Source organism: Crossiella sp. SN42, from assembly GCF_023897065.1.
Lineage (GTDB): Bacteria > Actinomycetota > Actinomycetes > Mycobacteriales > Pseudonocardiaceae > Crossiella.
The window spans coordinates 11,242-32,036 of record NZ_JAMHIV010000035.1; the positions used below are offsets into that span (position 1 = coordinate 11,242).

General features: G+C 70.9%; 17 protein-coding genes and 2 tRNA genes. 6 read left to right on the forward strand and 13 right to left on the reverse strand.

What is annotated here, in order from left to right; translation table 11 throughout:
- Positions 1-54: 54 nt before the first annotated feature.
- Both M8C13_RS34390 and M8C13_RS34395 read left to right on the forward strand, forming a co-directional pair.
- Positions 55-2,730: an RNA degradosome polyphosphate kinase gene (locus M8C13_RS34390; protein WP_374213252.1), complete on the forward strand. Its 2,676-nt coding sequence runs from the start codon at positions 55-57 to the stop codon at positions 2,728-2,730.
- A complete protein-coding gene (locus M8C13_RS34395; RefSeq protein WP_252484959.1) occupies positions 2,727-3,641 on the forward strand; it encodes an NUDIX hydrolase in 915 nt (304 codons plus the stop codon). Before M8C13_RS34390 ends, M8C13_RS34395 begins: the two co-directional genes overlap by 4 nt.
- Positions 3,642-3,751: 110 nt before the next feature.
- Here M8C13_RS34395 and M8C13_RS34400 read toward each other — a convergent pair whose 3' ends face one another.
- The 3 genes from M8C13_RS34400 to leuC all read right to left on the reverse strand — a co-directional run bounded on the left by M8C13_RS34400 (position 3,752) and on the right by leuC (position 6,671).
- Positions 3,752-4,408, reverse strand: coding sequence for an HU family DNA-binding protein (locus M8C13_RS34400; RefSeq protein ID WP_252484960.1), 657 nt, complete (start codon positions 4,406-4,408; stop codon positions 3,752-3,754).
- Between the two features lie 234 nt (positions 4,409-4,642).
- Positions 4,643-5,245 carry a 3-isopropylmalate dehydratase small subunit gene (gene leuD / locus M8C13_RS34405; protein ID WP_252485050.1) on the reverse strand — a complete coding sequence of 201 codons (603 nt, stop codon included), beginning with the start codon at positions 5,243-5,245 and terminating at the stop codon, positions 4,643-4,645.
- Positions 5,246-5,267: 22 nt separating this feature from the next.
- Positions 5,268-6,671 carry a 3-isopropylmalate dehydratase large subunit gene (leuC, locus tag M8C13_RS34410; protein ID WP_252484961.1) on the reverse strand — a complete coding sequence of 468 codons (1,404 nt, stop codon included), beginning with the start codon at positions 6,669-6,671 and terminating at the stop codon, positions 5,268-5,270.
- 68 nt (positions 6,672-6,739) lie between these two features.
- On the opposite strand from leuC, the gene M8C13_RS34415 reads away from it, so the two are divergent.
- Positions 6,740-7,441, forward strand: coding sequence for an IclR family transcriptional regulator (locus tag M8C13_RS34415; protein WP_185009215.1), 702 nt, complete (start codon positions 6,740-6,742; stop codon positions 7,439-7,441).
- 392 nt (positions 7,442-7,833) lie between these two features.
- On the opposite strand, the gene M8C13_RS34420 is transcribed toward M8C13_RS34415, so the two are convergent.
- The 4 genes from M8C13_RS34420 to gltX all read right to left on the reverse strand — a co-directional run bounded on the left by M8C13_RS34420 (position 7,834) and on the right by gltX (position 10,487).
- Positions 7,834-7,906 (reverse strand) — tRNA-Glu (locus M8C13_RS34420).
- 36 nt (positions 7,907-7,942) lie between these two features.
- Positions 7,943-8,014 (reverse strand) — tRNA-Gln (locus M8C13_RS34425).
- Between the two features lie 127 nt (positions 8,015-8,141).
- On the reverse strand, positions 8,142-8,891 hold the full coding sequence (locus M8C13_RS34430) for an HAD family hydrolase (RefSeq protein WP_252484962.1): 750 nt from the start codon (positions 8,889-8,891) through the stop codon (positions 8,142-8,144).
- Between the two features lie 93 nt (positions 8,892-8,984).
- The gene (gltX, locus tag M8C13_RS34435; protein ID WP_252484963.1) at positions 8,985-10,487 is read right to left on the reverse strand and encodes a glutamate--tRNA ligase; all 1,503 of its coding nucleotides are present in this window, start codon (positions 10,485-10,487) and stop codon (positions 8,985-8,987) included.
- A 79-nt stretch (positions 10,488-10,566) separates the two neighbouring features.
- On the opposite strand from gltX, the gene M8C13_RS34440 reads away from it, so the two are divergent.
- Complete coding sequence (locus M8C13_RS34440; protein WP_252484964.1) at positions 10,567-11,802, forward strand: FAD-dependent oxidoreductase; 1,236 nt, start codon at positions 10,567-10,569, stop codon at positions 11,800-11,802.
- A gap of 6 nt (positions 11,803-11,808) precedes the next feature.
- On the opposite strand, the gene M8C13_RS34445 is transcribed toward M8C13_RS34440, so the two are convergent.
- The 5 genes from M8C13_RS34445 to M8C13_RS34465 form a co-directional block, all read right to left on the reverse strand.
- Positions 11,809-12,591, reverse strand: coding sequence for a fumarylacetoacetate hydrolase family protein (locus tag M8C13_RS34445; RefSeq protein WP_252484965.1), 783 nt, complete (start codon positions 12,589-12,591; stop codon positions 11,809-11,811).
- Between the two features lie 9 nt (positions 12,592-12,600).
- A complete protein-coding gene (locus tag M8C13_RS34450) occupies positions 12,601-13,302 on the reverse strand; it encodes a response regulator transcription factor (protein ID WP_252484966.1) in 702 nt (233 codons plus the stop codon).
- Positions 13,303-13,388: 86 nt separating this feature from the next.
- Positions 13,389-13,721, reverse strand: a complete 333-nt coding sequence (locus M8C13_RS34455) for a hypothetical protein (protein ID WP_252484967.1) — start codon at positions 13,719-13,721, stop codon at positions 13,389-13,391.
- A 198-nt stretch (positions 13,722-13,919) separates the two neighbouring features.
- Positions 13,920-15,557: a citramalate synthase gene (gene cimA, locus M8C13_RS34460; protein WP_252484968.1), complete on the reverse strand. Its 1,638-nt coding sequence runs from the start codon at positions 15,555-15,557 to the stop codon at positions 13,920-13,922.
- A 234-nt stretch (positions 15,558-15,791) separates the two neighbouring features.
- Positions 15,792-17,276, reverse strand: a complete 1,485-nt coding sequence (locus tag M8C13_RS34465) for a PLP-dependent aminotransferase family protein (RefSeq protein WP_252484969.1) — start codon at positions 17,274-17,276, stop codon at positions 15,792-15,794.
- A 161-nt stretch (positions 17,277-17,437) separates the two neighbouring features.
- On the opposite strand from M8C13_RS34465, the gene M8C13_RS34470 reads away from it, so the two are divergent.
- Together M8C13_RS34470 and M8C13_RS34475 are read left to right on the forward strand one after the other, a co-directional pair.
- Positions 17,438-18,715 carry a Tm-1-like ATP-binding domain-containing protein gene (locus M8C13_RS34470; RefSeq protein WP_256510190.1) on the forward strand — a complete coding sequence of 426 codons (1,278 nt, stop codon included), beginning with the start codon at positions 17,438-17,440 and terminating at the stop codon, positions 18,713-18,715.
- Positions 18,712-19,533: a phosphoenolpyruvate hydrolase family protein gene (locus tag M8C13_RS34475; RefSeq protein WP_252484970.1), complete on the forward strand. Its 822-nt coding sequence runs from the start codon at positions 18,712-18,714 to the stop codon at positions 19,531-19,533. The genes M8C13_RS34470 and M8C13_RS34475 overlap by 4 nt, the downstream gene beginning before the upstream one ends.
- A gap of 190 nt (positions 19,534-19,723) precedes the next feature.
- On the opposite strand, the gene M8C13_RS34480 is transcribed toward M8C13_RS34475, so the two are convergent.
- A complete protein-coding gene (locus tag M8C13_RS34480; protein WP_252484971.1) occupies positions 19,724-20,764 on the reverse strand; it encodes a 3-isopropylmalate dehydrogenase in 1,041 nt (346 codons plus the stop codon).
- Positions 20,765-20,795: the final 31 nt, after the last annotated feature.

The window sequence follows — 20,795 nt, forward strand, 5'->3', positions numbered from 1 at the left end:
CGATCCCGCCACGTGCGGGGCGCGACAACCGTCCCGGTCAGCGACAATGGCTGGGTGAGCACGGACCGCAGTGAGGACAAGCCGACCGAACCGACGGCACGGGCGGGTCGCCCCCGACCGTCCACTCGGAACACCACCGCGAAGGCCGCCACCTCCCGGCGCAGGGCCACCCCCGCCACGCCCCCCGACTCGCCTGCGCCCGAGACCGCCGCCCCGGCGGCCCGGCGCACCCGCAAGCCGGCCGAGGCGGCCGAGCCACCACCGGCCAGCCAGCCCAGGAGGCGCAAGCAGCCCGCGCCCGCCGAGCCGGCCGTGAGCGCCCCGCAGGCCGAGCCCGCGCCGCCGCCCCCGGCCAAACCGGTCACCACGCGCCGCACGCCGTCCCCGCCCCGCAAGACCCCGGCCACACCGGCCAAGACCCCGGCCAAGGCCGCGGCCGCCAAGCCCACCACGGCCCGCCGCACCGCCGCCGCCCAGCGCCGCACCCCCAGCGCCACCGCCGCGGCGACCCCGGCCGAGGCGGCGCCGCAGCCGCCCGCGGAGACCGCGGTCCCGGCCGAGGGCCAGGCCACGCCCACCGAACCGCCTGCCCCACCCACCCGGCGCGCCGAGCCCGCGCCGCCCAAGGCTTCCCCGGCCGCGCCGCCCGCGGTGACCGCGCCACCCACGATCACCGACCTGCCGGACGACCGCTACTTCAACCGGGAACTGTCCTGGCTGGACTTCAACGCCAGGGTGCTCGCCCTGGCCGAGGACGTCTCCGAGCCGCTGCTGGAACGGGCCAAGTTCCTGGCCATCTTCGCCTCGAACCTGGACGAGTTCTACATGGTCCGGGTGGCCGGGCTGAAGCGCCGCGAGGAGACCGGGCTGTCCGTGCGCAGCGCCGACGGCCTGTCCCCGCGCGAGCAACTGGCCCGGATCACCACCCGCGCGCAGGACCTGGTGGAGCTGCACTCGCGCACCTTCCTGGACCAGATCCAGCCGGAGTTGGAGAAGTACCAGGTGCGCATCGTGGCCTGGGACGACCTGGACGACCCGGACCGGTTGCGGCTGACCAACTACTTCAGCGACCACATCTTCCCGGTGCTCACCCCGCTCGCGGTGGACCCGGCGCACCCCTTCCCCTACATCTCCGGCCTGTCCCTGAACCTGGCCGTCACGGTGCGGGATCCGCAGGGCGGGCAGGAGCGCTTCGCCAGGGTCAAGGTGCCGGACAACGTGCCAAGGCTGGTGCGGGTGGAGCTGGACCGGGACGCCGACACCGCGACCTACCTGCCGCTGGAAGAGCTCATCTCCGCGCATCTGACAGACCTGTTCGCGGGCATGGAGGTGCTGGAGCACCACGTGTTCCGGGTGACCCGCAACGCCGACCTGGAGGTCGAGGAGGACCGGGACGAGGACCTGCTGCAGGCGCTGGAACGGGAACTGGCCCGCCGCCGCTTCGGCCCGCCGGTGCGGCTGGAGGTGGCCGACACCATGAGCGAGCACATGCTGGAGCTGCTGCTGCGCGAGCTGGAGGTGGACCCGCACGACGTGGTCGAGGTGCCCGGCCTGCTGGACCTGTCCTGCCTGTGGCAGCTCTACGCCTTGGCCCGCCCCGAGCTGAAGGACAAGCCCTTCGTGCCCGCCACGCACCCGGCCTTCAGCGAGGGGGAGACGCCCAAGAGCGTGTTCGCCACCCTGCGCGAGGGCGACGTGCTGGTGCACCACCCTTACGACTCCTTCTCCACCAGCGTGCAGCGCTTCATCGAGCAGGCCGCGGCCGACCCGCACGTGCTGGCCATCAAGCAGACCCTGTACCGCACCTCGGGTGACTCGCCGATCGTGGACGCGCTCATCACCGCGGCCGAGGCGGGCAAACAGGTGGTGGCGCTGGTGGAGCTGAAGGCCCGCTTCGACGAGCAGGCCAACATCAAGTGGGCCCGGCAGCTGGAACGCGCCGGCGTGCACGTGGTCTACGGCCTGGTGGGCCTGAAGACGCACTGCAAGACCGCGCTGGTGGTGCGGCAGGAGGGCGCCACCATCCGCCGCTACTGCCACATCGGCACCGGCAACTACAACCCGAAGACGGCCAGGCTGTACGAGGACATCGGCCTGCTCACCGCCGAACCCTCGATCGGCCAGGACCTCACCGACCTGTTCAACGTGCTCACTGGCTACTCCCGCCAGCACACCTACCGCAGCCTGCTGGTCGCGCCCTACGGCGTGCGGCGGGGCATCGTGGAGCGGGTGGAGCGGGAGATCGCGCTGGCCCGCCAGGGCAAGCCGACCGGGATCCGGCTGAAGGTCAACTCACTGGTGGACGAACAGGTCATCGACTCCTTCTACCGCGCCTCCCAGGCGGGGGTGCCGGTGGAGGTGGTGGTGCGCGGCATCTGCGCGCTGAAGCCGAAGGTGCCCGGCCTGAGCGAGAACATCACCGTGCGCTCGATCCTCGGCCGCTTCCTGGAGCACTCGCGGCTGGTGCACTTCCGGGGCGCCGACGAGCACTGGGTGGGCAGCGCGGACATGATGCACCGCAACCTGGACCGCCGGATCGAGGTGATGGTCCGGGTGGCCGATCCCAAGCTCACCCACGACCTGGACGTGATGTTCGACTCCTGCATGGACCCGGCCACCCGCTGCTGGGAGCTGGAACCCAACGGGCACTGGAGTCCCTCGCCGCAGGCCGGCAGCAGGGTGCTGGACCACCAGGAGGAGATGCTGCGGCGGCACGGGGCCAAGGCATGACCCGGATCCACGCCGCGGGCGCGGCACTGTGGCGGGAGACCGCCGCGGGGGTGGAGGTGGCCGTCACGCACCGGCCGCGCTACGACGACTGGTCGCTGCCCAAGGGCAAGGTCGACCCCGGCGAGCCGTTGCCGGAGACCGCGGTCCGGGAGATCGCCGAGGAGACCGGCTACCGCGCGGTGCTGGGCAGGCTGCTGCCCGCCGCGCACTACGAGGTGTCCACAGAGGACGGTGGCAGGCGGCCGAAGACGGTCACCTACTACAGCGCCGAGGCCGTCTCCGGCGAGTTCGCCGCCAACGAGGAGGTCGACGAGCTGCGCTGGCTGCCGCCCGCGCAGGCCCGCGAGCTGCTCTCCTACCCGCACGACCGCACCGTGCTGGACGCCTTCACCGAGCTGCCCGCCCGCACCAGGACGGTGCTGCTGGTGCGGCACGCCAAGGCGGGCAAGCGCGGCAAGTGGGACGGCCCCGACGAGCTGCGCCCGCTCACCGCCTCCGGACTGCACCAGGCACGCTGCCTGGCCGCCTGGCTGCCACCGTTCGCCCCGGCGCGGCTCTACGCGGCGCCCAGGGTGCGTTGCGTGCAGACCCTGGAGCCGTTGGCCGCCCGGCTGCCGCTGGCCATCACCGAGGAGTGGCTGCTGGCCGAGGAGGGCTTCTGGCCGGACCCGGACGCGGGCGTGCGCCGCTTCCTGGCCATCACCGCGGGCCAGGGCGTGGCGGTGGTCTCCAGCCAGGGCGGGGTCATCCCGGAGCTCGTGCAGCGGCTGGCGGTCAAGGCCGGGCTGCCGCTGACCGAGTTCCCCAGCCGCAAGGGCAGCATCTGGATCCTCACCTTCGACGCGGACCCGGCCGCTCCCACCCTGCTGGCCGCCGACTACTGCGAAAGCCCGTTGCCCCCGCTGCGCTGACCGCGTTTCGACCGCGAAGACAAAAAGAAAGGCCCCGCCGGCGTCCCGGCGGGGCCTTTTCTCAGCCTTCCCGAAGCGGCCTGGGTGTCAGGGCCGCCTCAGGCGTGGCTTCACTTCTTGCGAGCGGCCGGCTTCTTGGCGGCCGGCGCCTTGGCGGCAGCGGGCTTCTTTGCCGCGGCCGCCGGCTTCTTCGCCGCGGCAGCCTTGGGGGCGGCTGCCTTGGCGGTGGTGGCCTTGGCCGTGGTGGCCTTGGCAGCGGCCGCCGGCTTCTTCGCCGCGGCGGCCTTGGGGGCGGCAGCCTTGGCAGCAGCGGGCTTCGCGGCCGCGGTCTTGCGGGTGGTCGCCGGCTTGGCGGCGGCCTTGGTGGCCGGCGCCTTGGTGGCGGCGGTCGCCCGCGCGGTGCGCGTGGCCGTGGTCTTGGCCGCGGCAGCGGTCTTCGCGGTCGCAGCGGCCTTCGGGGCAGCCTTGGGGGCCACCGCCTTGGGCAGCTTGGTGGTGCCGCTGATCACGTTCTTGAACGTGGTGCCGGCGCGGAACGCGGGGACGTTGGTCTTCTTGACCTTCACGGTCTCACCGGTGCGCGGGTTGCGAGCGGTGCGGGCCGCGCGGGCCCGCTTCTCGAACACACCGAAGCCGGTGATGGTGACCTTGTCACCCTTGTGGACAGCGCGGACGATGACGTCGACGATGCCGTCGACTGCGGTGCCGGCGGTCTTCTTGTCGCCAAGACGCTCGGCGAGCGCATCGATGAGCTGGGCCTTGTTCACCTTCAGTCCCTCCCAGGACGCTTACGGCCCTACAACTCAGGCCGACTAGAAGGCAACGGTAAGGCCAAACGCCAATACTTTCCACGCGCCACGCCCGAAAATCCATTGCGACGCGCGGTGATCCGCCCGTCCGAGGTACGCCGAGCGGTGGAATGGGCGGGGTCCGGCCCCACCGTTTCCCGACCTGAATCCCCTTCTCTACCAGGGGATTCAGGTCGGGCGCAGTGAGATTCCTCAGCCGCTGCGGGCCGGAAGAGTCCTCGGCAGCCAACTTGGCCGCGATTTTTCGAACGCATCAACACTTTCGGCGTGTCGCAGGGTCAGACCGATGTCGTCGAGCCCCTCCAGCAGCCGCCAGCGGGTGTAGTCGTCCACCTGGAAGGGCGCTTGGAACTCCTTGGCTCGCACCGTCTTCGACTCCAGGTCCACAGTGACCTCGGTGCCCGGCTCCGCCTCCAGCAGCTTCCACAGCTGCTCGACGTCGCTTTGCTCACACTGGGCGGCCAGCAGGCCCTGCTTGCCGGAGTTGCCGCGGAAGATGTCGGCGAACCGGGAGGAGATGACCGCCCGGAAGCCGTAATCCCCCAGCGCCCACACCGCGTGCTCCCGGGAGGAGCCGGTGCCGAAGTCGGGTCCGGCCACCAAGACCGACCCGTTCCGGTAGGGCTCCTGGTTGAGGATGAACTCCGGGTCGTTGCGCCAGGCGGCGAACAGCCCGTCCTCGAACCCGGTCCGGGTGACCCGCTTCAGGTACACCGCGGGGATGATCTGGTCGGTGTCCACGTTGGACCGTCGCAGCGGCACCCCGACACCCGTGTGCGTGGTGAACGGCTTCATCGCACCCATGTCAGAACCCCTCTCAGTCCAGATCCGCGGGCGAGGACAGGTGTCCGGTCACGGCCGTTGCGGCGGCCACCAAGGGGGACACCAGGTGCGTCCGGCCGCCCTTGCCCTGCCGCCCCTCGAAGTTCCGGTTGGAGGTCGAGGCCGACCGCTCCCCCGGCTTGAGCTGATCCGGGTTCATGCCAAGGCACATCGAGCACCCGGCCTGCCGCCATTCGGCGCCCGCCGCGTTGAACACCTCGTGCAGCCCCTCGGCCTCGGCCTGCGCGCGCACCCGCATCGAGCCGGGCACCACCAGCATCCGCACGCCCTGGGCCACCTTGCGCCCCTTGAGCACGGCCGCCGCGGCCCGCAGGTCCTCGATCCGCCCGTTGGTGCAGGACCCGAGGAAGACGGTGTCCACGCCGATCTCGCGCAGCGGCTGCCCCGCGGTCAGCCCCATGTAGGCCAACGCCTTCTCCGCGCTGGTCCGCTCCCCCTCATCGAGGATCTGCTCCGGATCCGGCACCGACCCCGACAGCGGCAGTCCCTGCCCCGGGTTCGTCCCCCAGGTCACGAACGGCGACAACGAGCCCGCGTCCAGCACGATCTCCTCGTCGAAAACCGCGTCGTCATCAGTCCGCAACGACTTCCAGTACTCCACCGCCGCGTCCCACTCAGCCCCCTCCGGAGCGTGCGGCCGCCCCTTCAGGTACTCAAACGTCGTCTCATCCGGCGCGATCATCCCGGCCCGCGCGCCGGCCTCGATCGACATGTTGCACACGGTCATCCGGGCTTCCATGGACAACGCCGTGATCGCGCTCCCCCGGTACTCCAGGACATACCCCTGCCCCCCACCGGTACCGATCTGCGCGATGACAGCCAGGATCACGTCCTTCGCCGTGACCCCCTCCGCCAGCTCGCCCTCCACCGTGATGGCCATGGTCTTGAACGGCCGCAACGGCAACGTCTGCGTGGCCAGCACATGCTCAACCTCAGAAGTGCCAATCCCAAAAGCAAGCGCGCCAAAGGCCCCGTGCGTAGACGTGTGACTGTCCCCGCACACCACAGTCATCCCCGGCTGGGTAAGACCCAACTGCGGCCCCACCACGTGCACGATGCCCTGATCCAGATCCCCCATGGGGTGGAGCCGAACCCCGAACTCCGCGCAGTTCTTCCGAAGCGTGTCCACCTGCGTCCGCGACACCAGGTCCGCGATCGGCTTGTCGATGTCCACCGTCGGCACGTTGTGATCTTCAGTCGCGATCGTGAGATCCGGCCTCCGCACCGGCCTCCCCGCCAACCGCAGACCGTCAAACGCCTGCGGGCTAGTCACTTCATGCACCAGGTGGAGATCGATGTAGAGCAGGTCCGGCTCGGCCCCACTGCCACGACGCACAACATGCGCGTCCCACACCTTCTCCGCGAGCGTGCGTCCCATCGCTCCTCCGCGTCGAGGTAAGAAAACAATCCTGGACTTCCCAAATACCGGGAAGTTAGTATCGGCTCGTGGGACAGCATAGCGGCATCGGAGTACTCGACAAGGCAGTGGCAGTACTGCACGCAGTAGCCACCGACCCCTGCGGCCTGGCTGAGCTGTGCCAAAGAACAGGCCTGCCAAGGGCAACAGCCCACCGCCTCGCCGTAGGCCTGGAAGTCCACCGCCTACTCCAGAGAGGCCCCGACGGCCGCTGGCGCCCAGGCACCGCCCTGGCCGAACTAGCAGGAGGAGTCACCGACCCCCTCCTGGACGCCGCCAGCGCAGTCCTCCCCCGCCTCCGCGACATCACCGGCGAAAGCGTCCAGCTCTACCGCCGAGACGGAACCCAAAGAGTCTGCGTCGCCTCCGCCGAACCCCCCGCAGGCCTCCGCGACACGGTCCCCATCGGCTCCAGACTCCCCATGACCGCAGGCTCCGGCGCCAAGGTCCTAGCCGCCTGGTCCGACCCCACCACCCAACGCGCAGTCCTGGCCGACGCCGTCTACGGCGAACGAACCCTCCTGGACGTAAGACGCCGAGGCTGGGCCCAAAGCGTCGCAGAACGCGAGCCAGGCGTAGCCAGCGTCAGCGCCCCGGTCAGAGACAGCACCGGCCAGGTAGTGGCAGCAGTCTCAGTCTCCGGCCCAGTAGACCGAATCGGCCGCCGCCCAGGCGCCCGCTGGGCCGCCGACCTCCTAGCCGCCGCAGAAGCCCTCCAGTCCCGCCTCTGAACAAGAGACCCCAGGCCACCCCGAAACACCCCACAGCGGCCAACACGCCGCCCAACAACGGCCAACACACGCCCCTGGCCCCAGCTGCCCTAGCAGCTGGGGCCAGGGCCGTCCGTGACCCACATCACGCCCACGTTGCAAACCCACAACACCCCAGCGACGCGGCCCCCAGGCCGCAAGCCCACAGGTGACCATCCCCACAAGAGGAAGGAGAACAATTAGCGAAGGCCAGCCCAAAGGGCGAGGCCAATACAAACGCGAAAGAAAGCGCAAAAGAACCCCGCTGGTTCAGCACCACCCGCACCGTGGGGGTCCGGGGGGCTCGGCCCCCCGGTGAAAATGCGAAAGCGGCCTGATCCAAGTTCTTCCGGATCAGACCGCTTCCACCGATGTAGCCCCGACGGGATTTGAACCCGCGCTACCGCCTTGAGAGGGCGGCGTCCTAGGCCGCTAGACGACGGGGCCTAGCTAAGAGGATTCCGATTGTTAGGCTTCCTCCTGCTGGGGTACCAGGACTCGAACCTAGACTAACGGAACCAGAATCCGTTGTGCTGCCAATTACACCATACCCCATCAGCTGTCGGTCAACTCCAGGGGCCCCCGCGGGGGTCTCTGTCGCTGTCCTCCGTGCTGAGATGAATACTAGACCACGATCCCAGCGAATACCTAATCGACCCCCCGCGACCCCCTTTTGCCCAGCTCAACGCACCTCTACGGGCACCTCGGCGAGCTCGCACACCAACAGCTCCGGAAGCTCCTCCAGACCCCCGATGACCGACACCCGCTCGGGCAGCTCCGCCACCCCGGCGCCACTCCGATCAAGCCACACGCCGTACATCCCGGCATCCCTGGCGCCGACCGCGTCAAGATCCAACCGGTCCCCGACGTGGACGGCCTGTTCCGGCGCGATCCCCAGCGCGGCACAGGTCGTGTGGAAGATCACCTCGTCCGGCTTGGCCACCCCGAGCTCACCCGCGATGACCACTTCCTCGAAGTACTCGGCCAGCCCGCAGTCGGCCAGCTTCACCCGTTGGAGGGCTCCGCTGGCATTCGTGATCGCGGCCATCCGCAGCCCGGCCCCGCGCAGCCACTCCAGGCAGGGTCCGGCGTCATCGAAGAGCCGCCAGGCGCGGCGCATGGCGGCCACCCGGCGTTCCTCGCGGGCAATTGCCTCGGTGTCGGAGATGAACTCACCGAGATCGGCGAAGAAGGTGCGGGAACGCTCCTTGCGCATGGTGTCGTAGTCGATCTCGCCGGCAATGAGGCGGGCCAACTGGCATTCGGTTGCGCGTTCCCAAGCGGCCCAGCCGTTGTCGTGACCGAGTAACGCGGCCAAACCGAGCCGGGCCGAAGTCGCATAGTCGACCAGTGTGTCGTCGATGTCGAAGCACACTGCCCGGATTTGTCCAACCTTCTGTGAGGCAGGTTCGAACGCCAAGGCGGATGTCACCCGGTGAGGTTAGACGCGTACCTGCCGTGTTCGATTCTGCTAAAGAGGTGACATTTGCCCGGCTGGCACGGTCAAGTCAGTAATCCTGCGTAATCAGGACGCGGTCGGCACGGCCTCCAGCGCCCGCTCCAGCCGCCCGAGCGAGCGGTCCCGGCCCAGCAGTTCGAGGGACTCGTACAGCGGCGGTGACACTGTGCGACCGCTCACGGCCACCCGCACCGGCGCGAACGCCTTGCGCGGTTTGAGCCCGAGCCCGTCGATCAGCGCGCCCTTGAGCGCGGCCTCGATCGCCTCGGTGCGCCACTCGGAAACCCCGGCCAGCGCCTCGACCGAGGCCCGCAGCACCGGCTCGGCGTCCGCGCCCAGCGCCTTGGCCGCGGACTCCGGCTCCACCGCGAAACTGTCTTCATCCGCAAAGAGGAACGCCAGCATCCCGGCCGCCTCGCCCAGCAACCCAACCCGCTCCTGCACCAACGGAGCAGCGCCGGCCAGCAGCTCCAGCTGCTCCGCGCTCGGCTCCGCCGGCAGCACGCCCGCCGCAACGAGATACGGCACCAGCCGCGCCCGGAAGTCCTCCGGCGCCAGCAGCCGCATGTGGCTGCCGTTGATCGCCTCGGCCTTCTTCAGGTCGAACCGCGCCGGGTTGGCCGAGACCTTGCCGATGTCGAAGGCCTCGATCATCTCGGCCATGGTGAACACGTCCCGGTCCTCGGCGATGGACCAGCCGAGCAGCGCCAGGTAGTTCAGCAGCCCCTCGGGCAGGAAACCGCGGTCCCGGTGGTGGAACAGGTTCGACGAGGGATCCCGCTTGGACAGCTTCTTGTTGCCCTCGCCCATGACGAACGGCAGGTGCCCGAACTCCGGCGTCCGCTCCGCCACCCCGATCCGCTTCAGCGCCGCGTACAACGCGATCTGCCGGGGCGTGGACGGCAGCAGGTCCTCGCCGCGCAGCACGTGCGTGATCCGCATCAGCGCGTCGTCCACCGGGTTCACCAACGTGTAAAGAGGATCACCGTTGGCCCGCACCAGCACCTGGTCCGGAATGCTGCCCGCGGGGAAGGTGATCTCGCCGCGCACCAGGTCGGTGAAGGTGATGTCCGCATCCGGCATGGGCAGCCGCAGCACCGGCTCGCGGCCCTCGGCGCGGAAGGCGGCCTTCTGCTCCTCGGTGAGCGTCCGGTCGAAGTTGTCGTAGCCCAGCTTGGGGTCGCGCCCGGCCGCGCGGTGCCGCGCCTCGACCTCCTCCGGGGTGGAGAAGGACTCGTACAGCTCGCCGGCCGCGAGCAGCTTCTCGATCACCTCGCGGTAGATCTCGCGGCGCTGGCTCTGCCGGTACGGCGCGTGCGGGCCGCCCACCTCGGGGCCCTCGTCCCAGTCGAGGCCGAGCCAGCGCAGCGCGTCCAGCAGGGCCTCGTAGGACTCCTCGGAGTCGCGCGCGGCGTCGGTGTCCTCGATGCGGAAGACCAGCTTGCCGCCCTGGTTGCGGGCGTAGGCCCAGTTGAACAGGGCGGTGCGGACCAACCCCACGTGCGGGGTGCCGGTGGGGGAAGGACAGAAGCGAACGCGGACCTCACTCACGGCGGAGAGGTTACTCATCCGATAGGTGGTTGACGAACCGGTTGCCCTGGAGGAAGCTGAGTTTATTCAACAGGCGTTGAAAAGAGGGGTGATCACCATGACTGACACCAGGGACTGCGTCGTGATCGGCGGCGGCCCGGCCGGGATGGTGCTGGGGCTGCTGCTGGCCCGCGCGGGGGTGCGGGTGACGGTGCTGGAGAAGCACGGCGACTTCCTGCGGGACTTCCGCGGCGACACCGTGCACCCGTCCACGCTGACGCTGCTGGACGAGCTGGGCCTTGGCGAGGAGTTCGCCAAGGTGCCGCACCGCCTGGTGGACCGGCTGCAGGTGCAGCTGGACACCGGGCTGGTGCCCATCGGCGACCTGCGCCACCTGCGCCCGCACCCGCACATCGCGTTTGTGCCGCAGTGGGACTTCCTCGACTTGATGGCCGAGGCGGGCCGCCGCGAGGCCGGGTTCGAGCTGCGGATGAACACCGAGGTCACCGGGCTGATCCGGGAGAACGGCCGGGTCACCGGCGTGCGCTACCGGGACCGGGACAGCGGCACGGCTGGCGAGTTGCGGGCCGGGCTGACCGTGGCCTGCGACGGCCGCAACTCCCTGGCCAGGACCGCGGCCGGGCTGAGGACCAGGGAGTTCGGCGTGCCGATGGACGTGTGGTGGTTCCGGCTGCCCCGCCACGAGGACGACCCGGCCGGGGCGATGGGCCGGTTCAGCAGCGGCCAGGCCGGCGTGCTCATCGACCGCGGCGAGTACTTCCAGTGCGCCTACCTGATCCGCAAGGGCTCGGACGCCCAGGTCCGCGCCGAGGGCGTGCAGGCCTTCCGGGACCGGTTCGCCGCCCTGCTGCCCTGGCTGGCCGACCGGATGGACACGCTGACCGCACTGGAGGACGTGAAACTGCTCGACGTCCGGCTGAACCGCTTGCGCCGCTGGCACACCGACGGCCTGCTGTGCATCGGCGACGCCGCGCACGCCATGTCGCCGGTGGCCGGGGTCGGCATCAACCTGGCCGTGCAGGACGCGGTGGCCACCGCCCGGCTGCTCGCCGCCCCGCTGCGCCGCGGCCGGGTCAGCACCGCGGACCTGGCCAAGGTGCAGCGCCGCCGGTGGTTCCCGACGGCGCTGATCCAGGGCGCCCAGCGCTTCATCCACAAGCGACTGCTGGGCCGGGTGCTGGCCGGCCAGATCAACCCCGGCGGCACCGTGCCCAAGCCGATCCGGCTGCTGCAACGCTTCCCGCGCCTGCAGCGGATCCCGGCCTACCTGATCGGCATCGGCCCGCTGCCCGAGCACGCCCCGGCCTTCGCCCGCCGACCGGCCAAGCGCTGAGGCGGTTTACCTGGCGGCCACGGGGTTGGTCAGCGTGCCCAGGCCCTCGACGGTGACCGACACCGTCTGGCCGGGACGCATCGGGCCGACCCCGGCGGGGGTGCCGGTGAGGATCACGTCGCCGGGCAGCAGGGTCATGATGTGCGAGATGAACTCGATCAGCGCGGGCACGTCGTGCACCATCTGCGCGGTGTGGCCGTCCTGCTTGAGCTCGCCGTCGAGCTCGGTGCGGATCTCCACGTCGGCGGAGTCCAGGGTGGTCTCCACCCAGGGGCCGAGCGGGCAGAAGGTGTCGTAGGACTTGGCCCGGCCAAAACCGCCGTCGGCCTTCTGCTGGTCGCGGGCGGTGACGTCGTTGGCGATGGTGTAGCCCAGGATCACGTCCTTGGCCCGCGCGGCAGGCACGTCCTTGCAGGGGCGGCCGATGACCACGGCCAGCTCGCCCTCGAAGTCCACCCGCTCGGAGCTGGCCGGCAGCTTGATCGGCACGTTCGGGCCGATCACCGTGGTGGAGGGCTTGAGGAAGATGATCGGGCTGGCCGGGGCCTCGCCGCCCATCTCCTTGGCGTGGTCGGCGTAGTTGCGGCCGACGCAGACCACCTTGCTGGGCAGCATCGGCGCCAGCAGCCGGACATCGGCCAGCGGCCAGCGACGGCCGGTCAGCTGGACCTGGCCGAAGGGGTGTTCGGCGATCTCCGCCACGGTCAGCGACTCGGGCGATCCGTTCAGGTCACCTTCGATCGAGACGAAGGCCATGCCCTCGGGGTGGGCTATACGAGCAATACGCACGCCCCAACCCTACGACGAGCCCGCCGCGCCCGTCGGGGGACGTAGCACGTAGCCGGTGCGCGGGATGGTGTGGATCATCGGCTCGCGCCGGGCGTCGACCTTGCGGCGGAGGTAGCTGATGTAGGTGGGCACCACCGAGTCCTCGCCCGCGTAGTCGTACTCCCACACGTGGTCCAGGATGTGCTGCTTGGTGAGCACCCGGTTCTGGTGGGTGAGCAGGTGCCGCAGCAGCCGGAACTCGGTCGGGCTCAGGTCCACCCTGGTGTTGTCCCGGTGCACCAGGTGCGCGTCCTCGTCCAGCTCCAGCCCGGCGCAGCACAGCAGCGGCGAGCCGTGCCCGCTGCTGCGCCGCAGCTGCGCGCGGCAGCGGGCCACCAGCTCGCCGAGGCTGAATGGTTTGCCCAGGTAGTCCGCGCCGGGCACGGACAGTCCGGCGATCTTGTCCTGGGTGTCCTCCCGGCCCAGCAGGAACAGCACCGGCACCTGGCAGCCGAACCGGGCCAGCTCCTCGCCGACCGGCCCGCCCGGTCCCCTGGACAGCCGCAGGTCGAGCACCAGCAGGTCCGGCCGCCGACTCAGGCCCATGGCCAGCGCCGCGCCCGTGGTGCCCGCGACCTCGGCCTGGAACCCCGCCCGGCGCAAGGCGTTGGCGGCCAGGTCGGCCAGGTAGTGCTCGTCGTCGACGACCAGGATGCGCGCGCCCTCCGTCATCCGGACAGTGTCGGCCAACCGGGGCCGGGAAAGCGAGCGCGCCGCACAATCCTGTGTGGACTGCGCGGCGCGCGCTGCCGGTCCGGCTACCGGTCCTTGACGTAGTTGCAGAGATCCCGTGCCTCCGGGCCGAGGTACGGCCCGCGGTTCACCTTCTCCACGTTGGAACTGGTCACACTGATCACGTCACCGAGCCCGCTGGGCTGGTAGTTCCGCACGGTGAAGGAGGGCAGCCGGTCACCCCGCTGGTAGCCGGGGTGGTAGACGAAGTTCGAGGGCTGCGGGCCGAGCCGGTGCACGCAGTGCGCCGCGGTCAGCACCACCCGGCCGCTCGGGCTGTTGACCGAGCTGGCCGAGCACGCGCCGTTGTTGCCGTCGGAGAGGTCGTAGGTCAGCTTGCCGTTGGTCGTGGAGTACAACGCTTGCTCGGCATCAGGCCCCTGCGCGGTGACCGGCGCGACCGGACTGGCCAGTCTTTCCGGTCCTGAGGGCGCACTCTGTCCTCCCCTAGCTCGACTGCCAGCCCTCCCCGGGCCGCCGCCGAATGCTAAGCAGAGGCAGAAGTCGTTGTCCCGCAACGGGATCCGACTTCTCCCTAGAGGCAGAACGCTAGGCCATCAGTGTGCGGCCAGGGCCTGCACGCGCATCGACTTGTGCGCCAGCGCGTCGCAGAGGGCCAGCCAGCTGGCCTCCACGATGTTGCCGTGCACGCCCACGGTGGTCCACTCGGTCTCGCCGTCGGAGGACTCCACCAGCACCCTGGTCACCGCGTCGGTGCCGTGCTGCTCGGTGAGGATGCGCACCTTGTAGTCGATCAGCTCCACCGACTCCAGCCAGGGCAGGTGCGGCAGCAGCGCCTTGCGCAGCGCGGCGTCCAGCGCGTGCACCGGGCCGTTGCCCTCCGCGGTGGCGATCACTCGCTCGCCGCACACGTGCACCTTCACCGTGGCCTCGGAGATCACCACGCCGTCCGGGCGGTGGTCGAGCACAACCCGGTAGGAGTCAAGGGTGAACGGCGGCGAGACCGTCTCACGTGGACCGTCCGAAGTGGACATCTCGCCGCGCAGCAGCAGTTCCAGCGAGGCGTCCGCGGCCTCGAAGGACCAGCCGCGGGCCTCCAGGTCCTTGACCTTGCGCACCGCGCGGGTGACCGCTTCCCCTTGGCCGGCCAGGTCCAGTCCGAGCTCTTTTCCCTTGAGCTCGATACTGGCCCGGCCGGCCATCTCGGTGACCAGGACCCGCATGCCGTTGCCGACGGTGACCGGATCGATGTGGTTGTACAGATCCGGGTCCACCTTGATCGCGCTCGCGTGCAGACCCGCCTTGTGAGCGAATGCCGCAGTCCCTACGTACGCCTGGTGGGCGTTGGGTGCGATGTTGGCGATCTCGGCTAGGGCATGGGAAACGCGGGTCAGCTCGGACAGCGCTGCGGCGGGTAGCACCGGCATGTCGAGCTTGGTCACCAGGTTCGCCACCACGGCGAACAGGTCGGCGTTGCCTGCCCGTTCCCCGTAGCCGTTCGCGGTGCACTGCACGTGGCTGGCGCCTGCCTGTACCGCGGCGACGCTGTTGGCCACCGCGCAGGCGGTGTCGTCCTGGCAGTGGATGCCGACCCGGAAACCGGTCCGCGCCACCACCTCGGCGACGGTCTTGGCGATGCCCAGCGGGAGCTGGCCACCATTGGTGTCGCAGAGCACCACCACGTCGGCCCCGGCCTCGACCCCGGCGCCGAGCACGCGCAGCGCGCAGTCCGGGTCGTAGGCGTAGCCGTCGAAGAAGTGCTCGGCGTCCAGGAACACCCGGCGGCCCTCGCCGGTGAGGAAGGACACCGTGTCGGCGACCATCGCGGCCGCCTCCGCCACGCTGGTGCGCAGCGCGCGCTCGATGTGCCGCCGGTCGGACTTGGCCACCAGCGTGACCACCGGGGCCTGGGAGTCCAGCAACGCGCGCACCTGCGGGTCCGACTCGGCCCGGTTGCCCGGCCGCCGGGTGGCGCCGAAGGCGACCAGCGCCGCGTGCCGCAGCTCCAGCTCACCGGCGGCGGCGCGGGCGAAGAACTCGGTGTCCTTGGGCATCGCGCCCGGCCAGCCGCCCTCGATGAAACCCACCCCGAGCGAGTCCAGCAGCCGGGCCACCGCGAGCTTGTCGGTGGCCGAGTACGTGACGCCCTCGCGCTGCGCGCCGTCGCGCAGCGTCGTGTCGTAGACGTGGAAGCTGTCGCCGAGCGGGGTCTCGGCCGGGCTGGTGCGGGTCACGGGGCGCTCCATGTGGCGGGTCGCACTATGGGTTTCGACAGTCGGAAGGCCAAACAAAAAGACCCCCCGCGAATGCGAGAGGTCTGCGCGCCGGGTGCTGGAGAGGCAGGCACTACCCGACGCGCTCGTCAATAATGATCACGAACCGTGAAGTCACGGCGTCGATGCTGCCACAACCCGGCCCTGAATATCCAGGACCCGGACGAGTGCTCCCAGATCCCGGGAACCCCCAGCTCATTCCGTGGCCATGGCCAGCCGCCGGATGCCTTCCCTGACTCGATCGGGCGACAGCGAGTAACCGACCCGCATGCATTCGCGCAGTCCCTCGGCCGCGGAGTAGGCCGGCCCCGGCACCACCAGCACTCCGCACTTGCGTGCGCGGGCGGCCAGCGCGACCGCGTCCCGGCCCGGCGCGCGCAGCCACAGCGCCGCGCCGCCCAGCGGCCGGGCGAACTCCCAGCCAGGCAGGTGGTCCCGCGCCGCCTGCTCGGCCGCGGCCAGTCCGGCGGCCAGCTGGGCCATCCGCAGCCGCCGCGCGTGGTCGCTGTGCGGCAGCAGCTTCAGCCCGAGCAGCTGGCTGGGCACCGAGCTGCCCAGGTCGGCCGCGTTCTTCACCCGGCTCAGCCTGGTGATCTGGTCGCTGGGCCCGTGCACCCAGCCGACCCGCAGCCCGCCCCAGAACAGTTTGGACAGTGAGCCGACGGAGAACACGGTGGCGGCCACGCCGTGCTCGGCGGCCACCGCGGCCAGCGGCGCGGGCGGCGGCCAGCTCAGCGAGGTGTCCACAGTGGACCCGTCGTCCACCACCGCGACCCCGGTGGCCGCGGCCGCGCGCACCACCCGCAGCCGGTCGGCCAGGCCGAGGGTGGCCCCGGTCGGGTTGTGCGCGGTGGGCAGCAGGTAGAGCAGCTTCGGGCGGCGGGAGTCCAGCAGCCGTTCCAGCACCTCGATGTCCACCCCGCCGGGCCCGCGCCGCCCGGTGCGCACCGGCACCGAGAGCACCTTGGCGCCCCTGGCCCGGAAGGCCTCCAGCGCGCCGCGGTAGGTGGGCTCCTCCAGCACCACCTCATCACCGGGTTGCAGCAGGCCCTGGGCGAGCATGTCCACCGCCTGCTGCGAGCCGCTGGTGACGATCAGGTCCTCGGCCGCGGCGGGCACCCCGCGCTCGGCCAGCTGCCCGGCCAGCGCCACCCGCAGCTCGGGCAGCCCGCCGACGAAGTAGCCGTGGTGGTCCAGCAGCCCGGCGTAGTCCGCCGCGCCCAGGGTGGCCGCGACCTGGGCCACCATCGGCAGGCCGGGCAGCGCGCCGGTGGACAGGTCCACGGTGTCCGGCGGGTTGGGCAGGTGCGCGCCGGTGAGCGGGGCGGGCACCGCGCCACGGCGGCCGAGGCCGAGCGCGCCCGCCCTCGGCTCGGGCACCGGGTAGTCGATGCCGGGCCGCCGCACCCAGGTGCCGCTGCCCCGGCGGCTGGCCAGCCAGCCCGCGCTACGCAGGTCGTCGTAGGCGGCGACCACGGTGGACCGGCTCACCGCGAGCGCGACCGCCATCGCCCGTTCGGCGGGCAGCCGGGTGCCCTCCGGCAGCTCGCCGCTTTCCACCAACTGCTTGACCGCCTTGGCGAGCCTGCGGTGCAGGGAACCGGACTCGTCTGTCCAGCCCTGGAGTAGTCCAGCCAGACGGGTGACGCTGATCGCCGATTTGCCCAGACGAGCGGACACCCGCAGTCCACCTCCGCGGAATTGGCCTGCTCAGGCCCGATCGGACCGGAGCAGTCTCTGATCTGATGGGCCGCAACGTATCGGAATGATCATCTCGGTTGTCGCTCAGACCTCTTTCGACGTTACTTCACGCTGCTGTGCCCTGGAAGGAGCCGCCTGCCTTGGCGACCGTGGTGCTGGTCGGAACCCTGGACACCAAGGGGGCCGAGTACGCCTGGCTCGCTGAGCGGATCACCGCCGCCGGCTGCTCGGTGCTGCTGGTGGACGCCGGTGTGCTCGGCGATCCGTTGACCCGCGCGGACATCAGCTCCAGAGAGGTCGCCTCGGCGGCCGGGGCGGAGCTGGCCCAGCTGCGCGCGGCAGGCGACCGGGGCGCGGCGCTGGCGGTGATGGCGCGCGGGGTGGCCGCGATCGTGACCTGCCTGCACCGGCAGAACCTGCTGCACGGCGTGGTCGGGCTGGGCGGCTCCGGCGGGTCGGCGGTGGCCAGCGCGGCCATGCGCGCGCTGCCGGTCGGCGTGCCCAAGCTGCTGGTCTCCACCATGGCCAGCGGGGACACCTCGCCGTACGTGGACGCGCTGGACGTGACCATGATGTACAGCGTCGTGGACATCGCCGGGCTCAACTCGGTCTCCGAGCTGATCCTGCGCAACGCGGCCAACGGGATCGCCGGCATGGCCCAGGGGTACGAGCACGCGCTGAACAACCCCGACCCGGAGGCCGAGGCGCCCCGGCCGGTGGTGGCCGCCTCCATGTTCGGCGTCACCACCCCCGCGGTGGACGCGGCGCGGGAGCGGCTGACCGAGCTGGGCTACGAGGTGCTGGTCTTCCACGCCACCGGCTCCGGCGGCAAGTCGCTGGAAGCCCTGGCCGGTAGCGGACTCCTGGCCGGGGTGCTGGACCTGACCACCACCGAGCTGGCCGACGACCTGGTCGGCGGGGTGCTCTCCGCGGGGCCGCAGCGGCTGTCCGCGGCGGGCCGGGCCGGACTGCCCCAGGTGGTCAGCCTCGGCGCGCTGGACATGGTCAACTTCGGTCCCCGGGAGACCGTGCCGGAGCGCTTCGCCGAGCGGAACCTGTACGTGCACAACGCGACCGTGACGCTGATGCGGACCACGCCCGCGGAGAACCGGGAGCTGGGCCGTCGGCTCGCGGCCAAGCTGCGCGCGGCCACCGGGCCGACCGCGCTGTTCGTGCCGCTGCGCGGGGTGTCCGCGATCGACACCGCGGGCGGGCCCTTCGACGACCGGGTGGCCGACGCCGCGCTGTTCGGGGTGTTGCGCACCTCGCTCGCGGGCAGCACCGTGGAGCTGCACGAGCACGACGCGCACATCAACGACCCGGAGTTCGCCGTCGCGATGGCCGACCGGCTGCACGAGTTGATCACAGCGGGCGCCCGGTCCGGGAACGCGGCGCTCGCGGGAGGGCCGCCCCGATGAGCCGCAACGAGATCCTGGCCGCCTTGCGGTCCACTGTGGAGCGGGGCAGGCCGGTCATCGGCGCGGGCGCGGGCAACGGCCTCTCCGCCAAGTGCGCGGAGGCCGGAGGCGCGGACCTGCTGATCATCTACAACTCCGGCCGCTACCGGATGAACGGCCGGGGTTCGCTGGCCGGGCTGATGCCCTACGGCGACGCGAACGCGATCGTGCTGGAGATGGCGGGCGAGGTGCTGCCGGTGGTCCGGCACACCCCGGTGCTGGCCGGTGTGTGCGGCACCGACCCGTTCCGGGTCATGCCGCACTTCCTGGACCAGCTGGCCGCGCTGGGTTTCGCCGGGGTGCAGAACTTCCCCACGGTCGGCCTGATCGACGGCAACTTCCGGGCCAACCTGGAGGAGACCGGGATGGGCTACGACCTGGAGGTCGAGCTGGTCCGCCTTGCCGCGCAACGCGACTTACTCACCGCGCCGTACGTCTTCGACCCGGACCAGGCGGCCGCGATGGCCGCGGCGGGCGCGGATGTGCTGGTGCCGCACATGGGGTTGACGACCAAGGGTTCGATCGGGGCTGCCACCGCGGTGTCCCTGGACGAGGCGGTCGAGCGGGTGCAGGCCATGCGGGACGCGGCGGTGGCGGTGAACCCGGAGATCCTGGTGCTCTGCCACGGCGGCCCGATCGCCGAGCCCGCGGACGCGGCCTACGTGCTCTCCCGCACCGAGGGGGTCGCCGGGTTCTTCGGCGCCTCCTCGATGGAACGACTACCCACCGAGCTGGCGATCACCGCGCGGGTGGCGGAGTTCAAGGGCATCGACCTCTAGCCCGGCAAGCTCGGCCGTCGACGGTCACCCCCAGGACTCGAGACGGCCTGCCCGTCGTCCGGTGCGGCCCGCCAGCCCGCCGGACGACCCCGGAGCCCCCCGTGTTGCCCGTCAATGCGGGGGGCTTCACCCCAACCACGGCAAGGGCCCCGACCGTCCGAAGTGGACGATCGGGGCCCGTTGCGTGGTGTCAGGCTCCGGTGCGCTGGCCCGAGCTGACCAGTGCGGCCAGCCGGTCGCCGACCGCGTAGGTCGCGCCGGGCGCCGCGTGGTCCCTGGTGGCCAGGTCGAAGGCCACGGAGGCCTCGATCCGGCGGGCGGACTCGGTCTCGCCGAGGTGGTCGAGCATGAGCGCGACGGAGAGCACCGCCGCGGTCGGGTCGGCCACGCCCTGGCCCGCGATGTCCGGCGCGCTGCCGTGCACCGGCTCGAACATGCTCGGGTTGCGCCGGGTCACGTCCAGGTTGCCGCTGGCCGCCAGGCCGATGCCACCGGTGACCGCGGCCGCCAGGTCGGTGATGATGTCGCCGAAGAGGTTGTCGGTGACGATCACGTCGAACCGGCCGGGGTCGGTGACCATGTGGATCGTGGTGGCGTCCACGTGCTGGTAGGCCACGGAGACGTCCGGGTACTCCAGGGAAACCTCCTCCACCACCCGCGACCACAGCTGGCCGGCGTGGGTGAGGACGTTGGTCTTGTGCACCAGGGTCAGGTGCTTGCGCGGGCGGTTGGACGCCCTGGCGAAGGCGTCCCGCACCACCCGGTTGACCCCGAACTGGGTGTTGATGCTGACCTCGGTGGCGATCTCGTGCACCGTGTCCTTGCGCAGCAGGCCACCGTTGCCCGCGTACAGGCCCTCGGTGCCCTCGCGCACCACGACCATGTCGACCTCTGGCGAGTCGGCCAGCGGGCTGCGCACGCCCGGGTAGAGCCGGGCAGGCCGCAGGTTGACGTGGTGGTCGAGCTCGAACCGCAGGCGCAGCAACAGCCCTCGTTCGAGGATGCCGCTGGGCACCGACGGGTCGCCCACCGCGCCCAGCAGGATCGCGTCGTGCTGGCGCAGTTCGCCGAGCACGGATTCAGGCAACAGCTCCCCCGTGGCGTGCCAGCGAGCCGCACCGAGGTCGAAGCGGGTGATCTCCGCGGTCGGAAGGACCTCACCGAGCACCTTGAGCGCTTCAGCGATCACCTCGGGGCCGATCCCATCTCCTGGGATCACCGCGAGCCGCATGCACACACCTCCTGGCTAGTTGCCCCACCTA

What these genes read in the sequence shown, in the direction of transcription:
- M8C13_RS34395 (WP_252484959.1), top strand. Translation starts at nt 2,727, where the DNA reads ATGACCCGGATCCACGCCGCGGGCGCGGCACTGTGGCGGGAGACCGCC.
- leuD (WP_252485050.1), bottom strand. Translation starts at nt 5,245, where the DNA reads ATGAAGCCGTTCACCACGCACACGGGTGTCGGGGTGCCGCTGCGACGG.
- leuC (WP_252484961.1), bottom strand. Translation starts at nt 6,671, where the DNA reads ATGGGACGCACGCTCGCGGAGAAGGTGTGGGACGCGCATGTTGTGCGT.
- gltX (WP_252484963.1), bottom strand. Translation starts at nt 10,487, where the DNA reads ATGAGTAACCTCTCCGCCGTGAGTGAGGTCCGCGTTCGCTTCTGTCCT.
- M8C13_RS34440 (WP_252484964.1), top strand. Translation starts at nt 10,567, where the DNA reads ATGACTGACACCAGGGACTGCGTCGTGATCGGCGGCGGCCCGGCCGGG.
- M8C13_RS34450 (WP_252484966.1), bottom strand. Translation starts at nt 13,302, where the DNA reads ATGACGGAGGGCGCGCGCATCCTGGTCGTCGACGACGAGCACTACCTG.
- M8C13_RS34475 (WP_252484970.1), top strand. Translation starts at nt 18,712, where the DNA reads ATGAGCCGCAACGAGATCCTGGCCGCCTTGCGGTCCACTGTGGAGCGG.
- M8C13_RS34480 (WP_252484971.1), bottom strand. Translation starts at nt 20,764, where the DNA reads ATGCGGCTCGCGGTGATCCCAGGAGATGGGATCGGCCCCGAGGTGATC.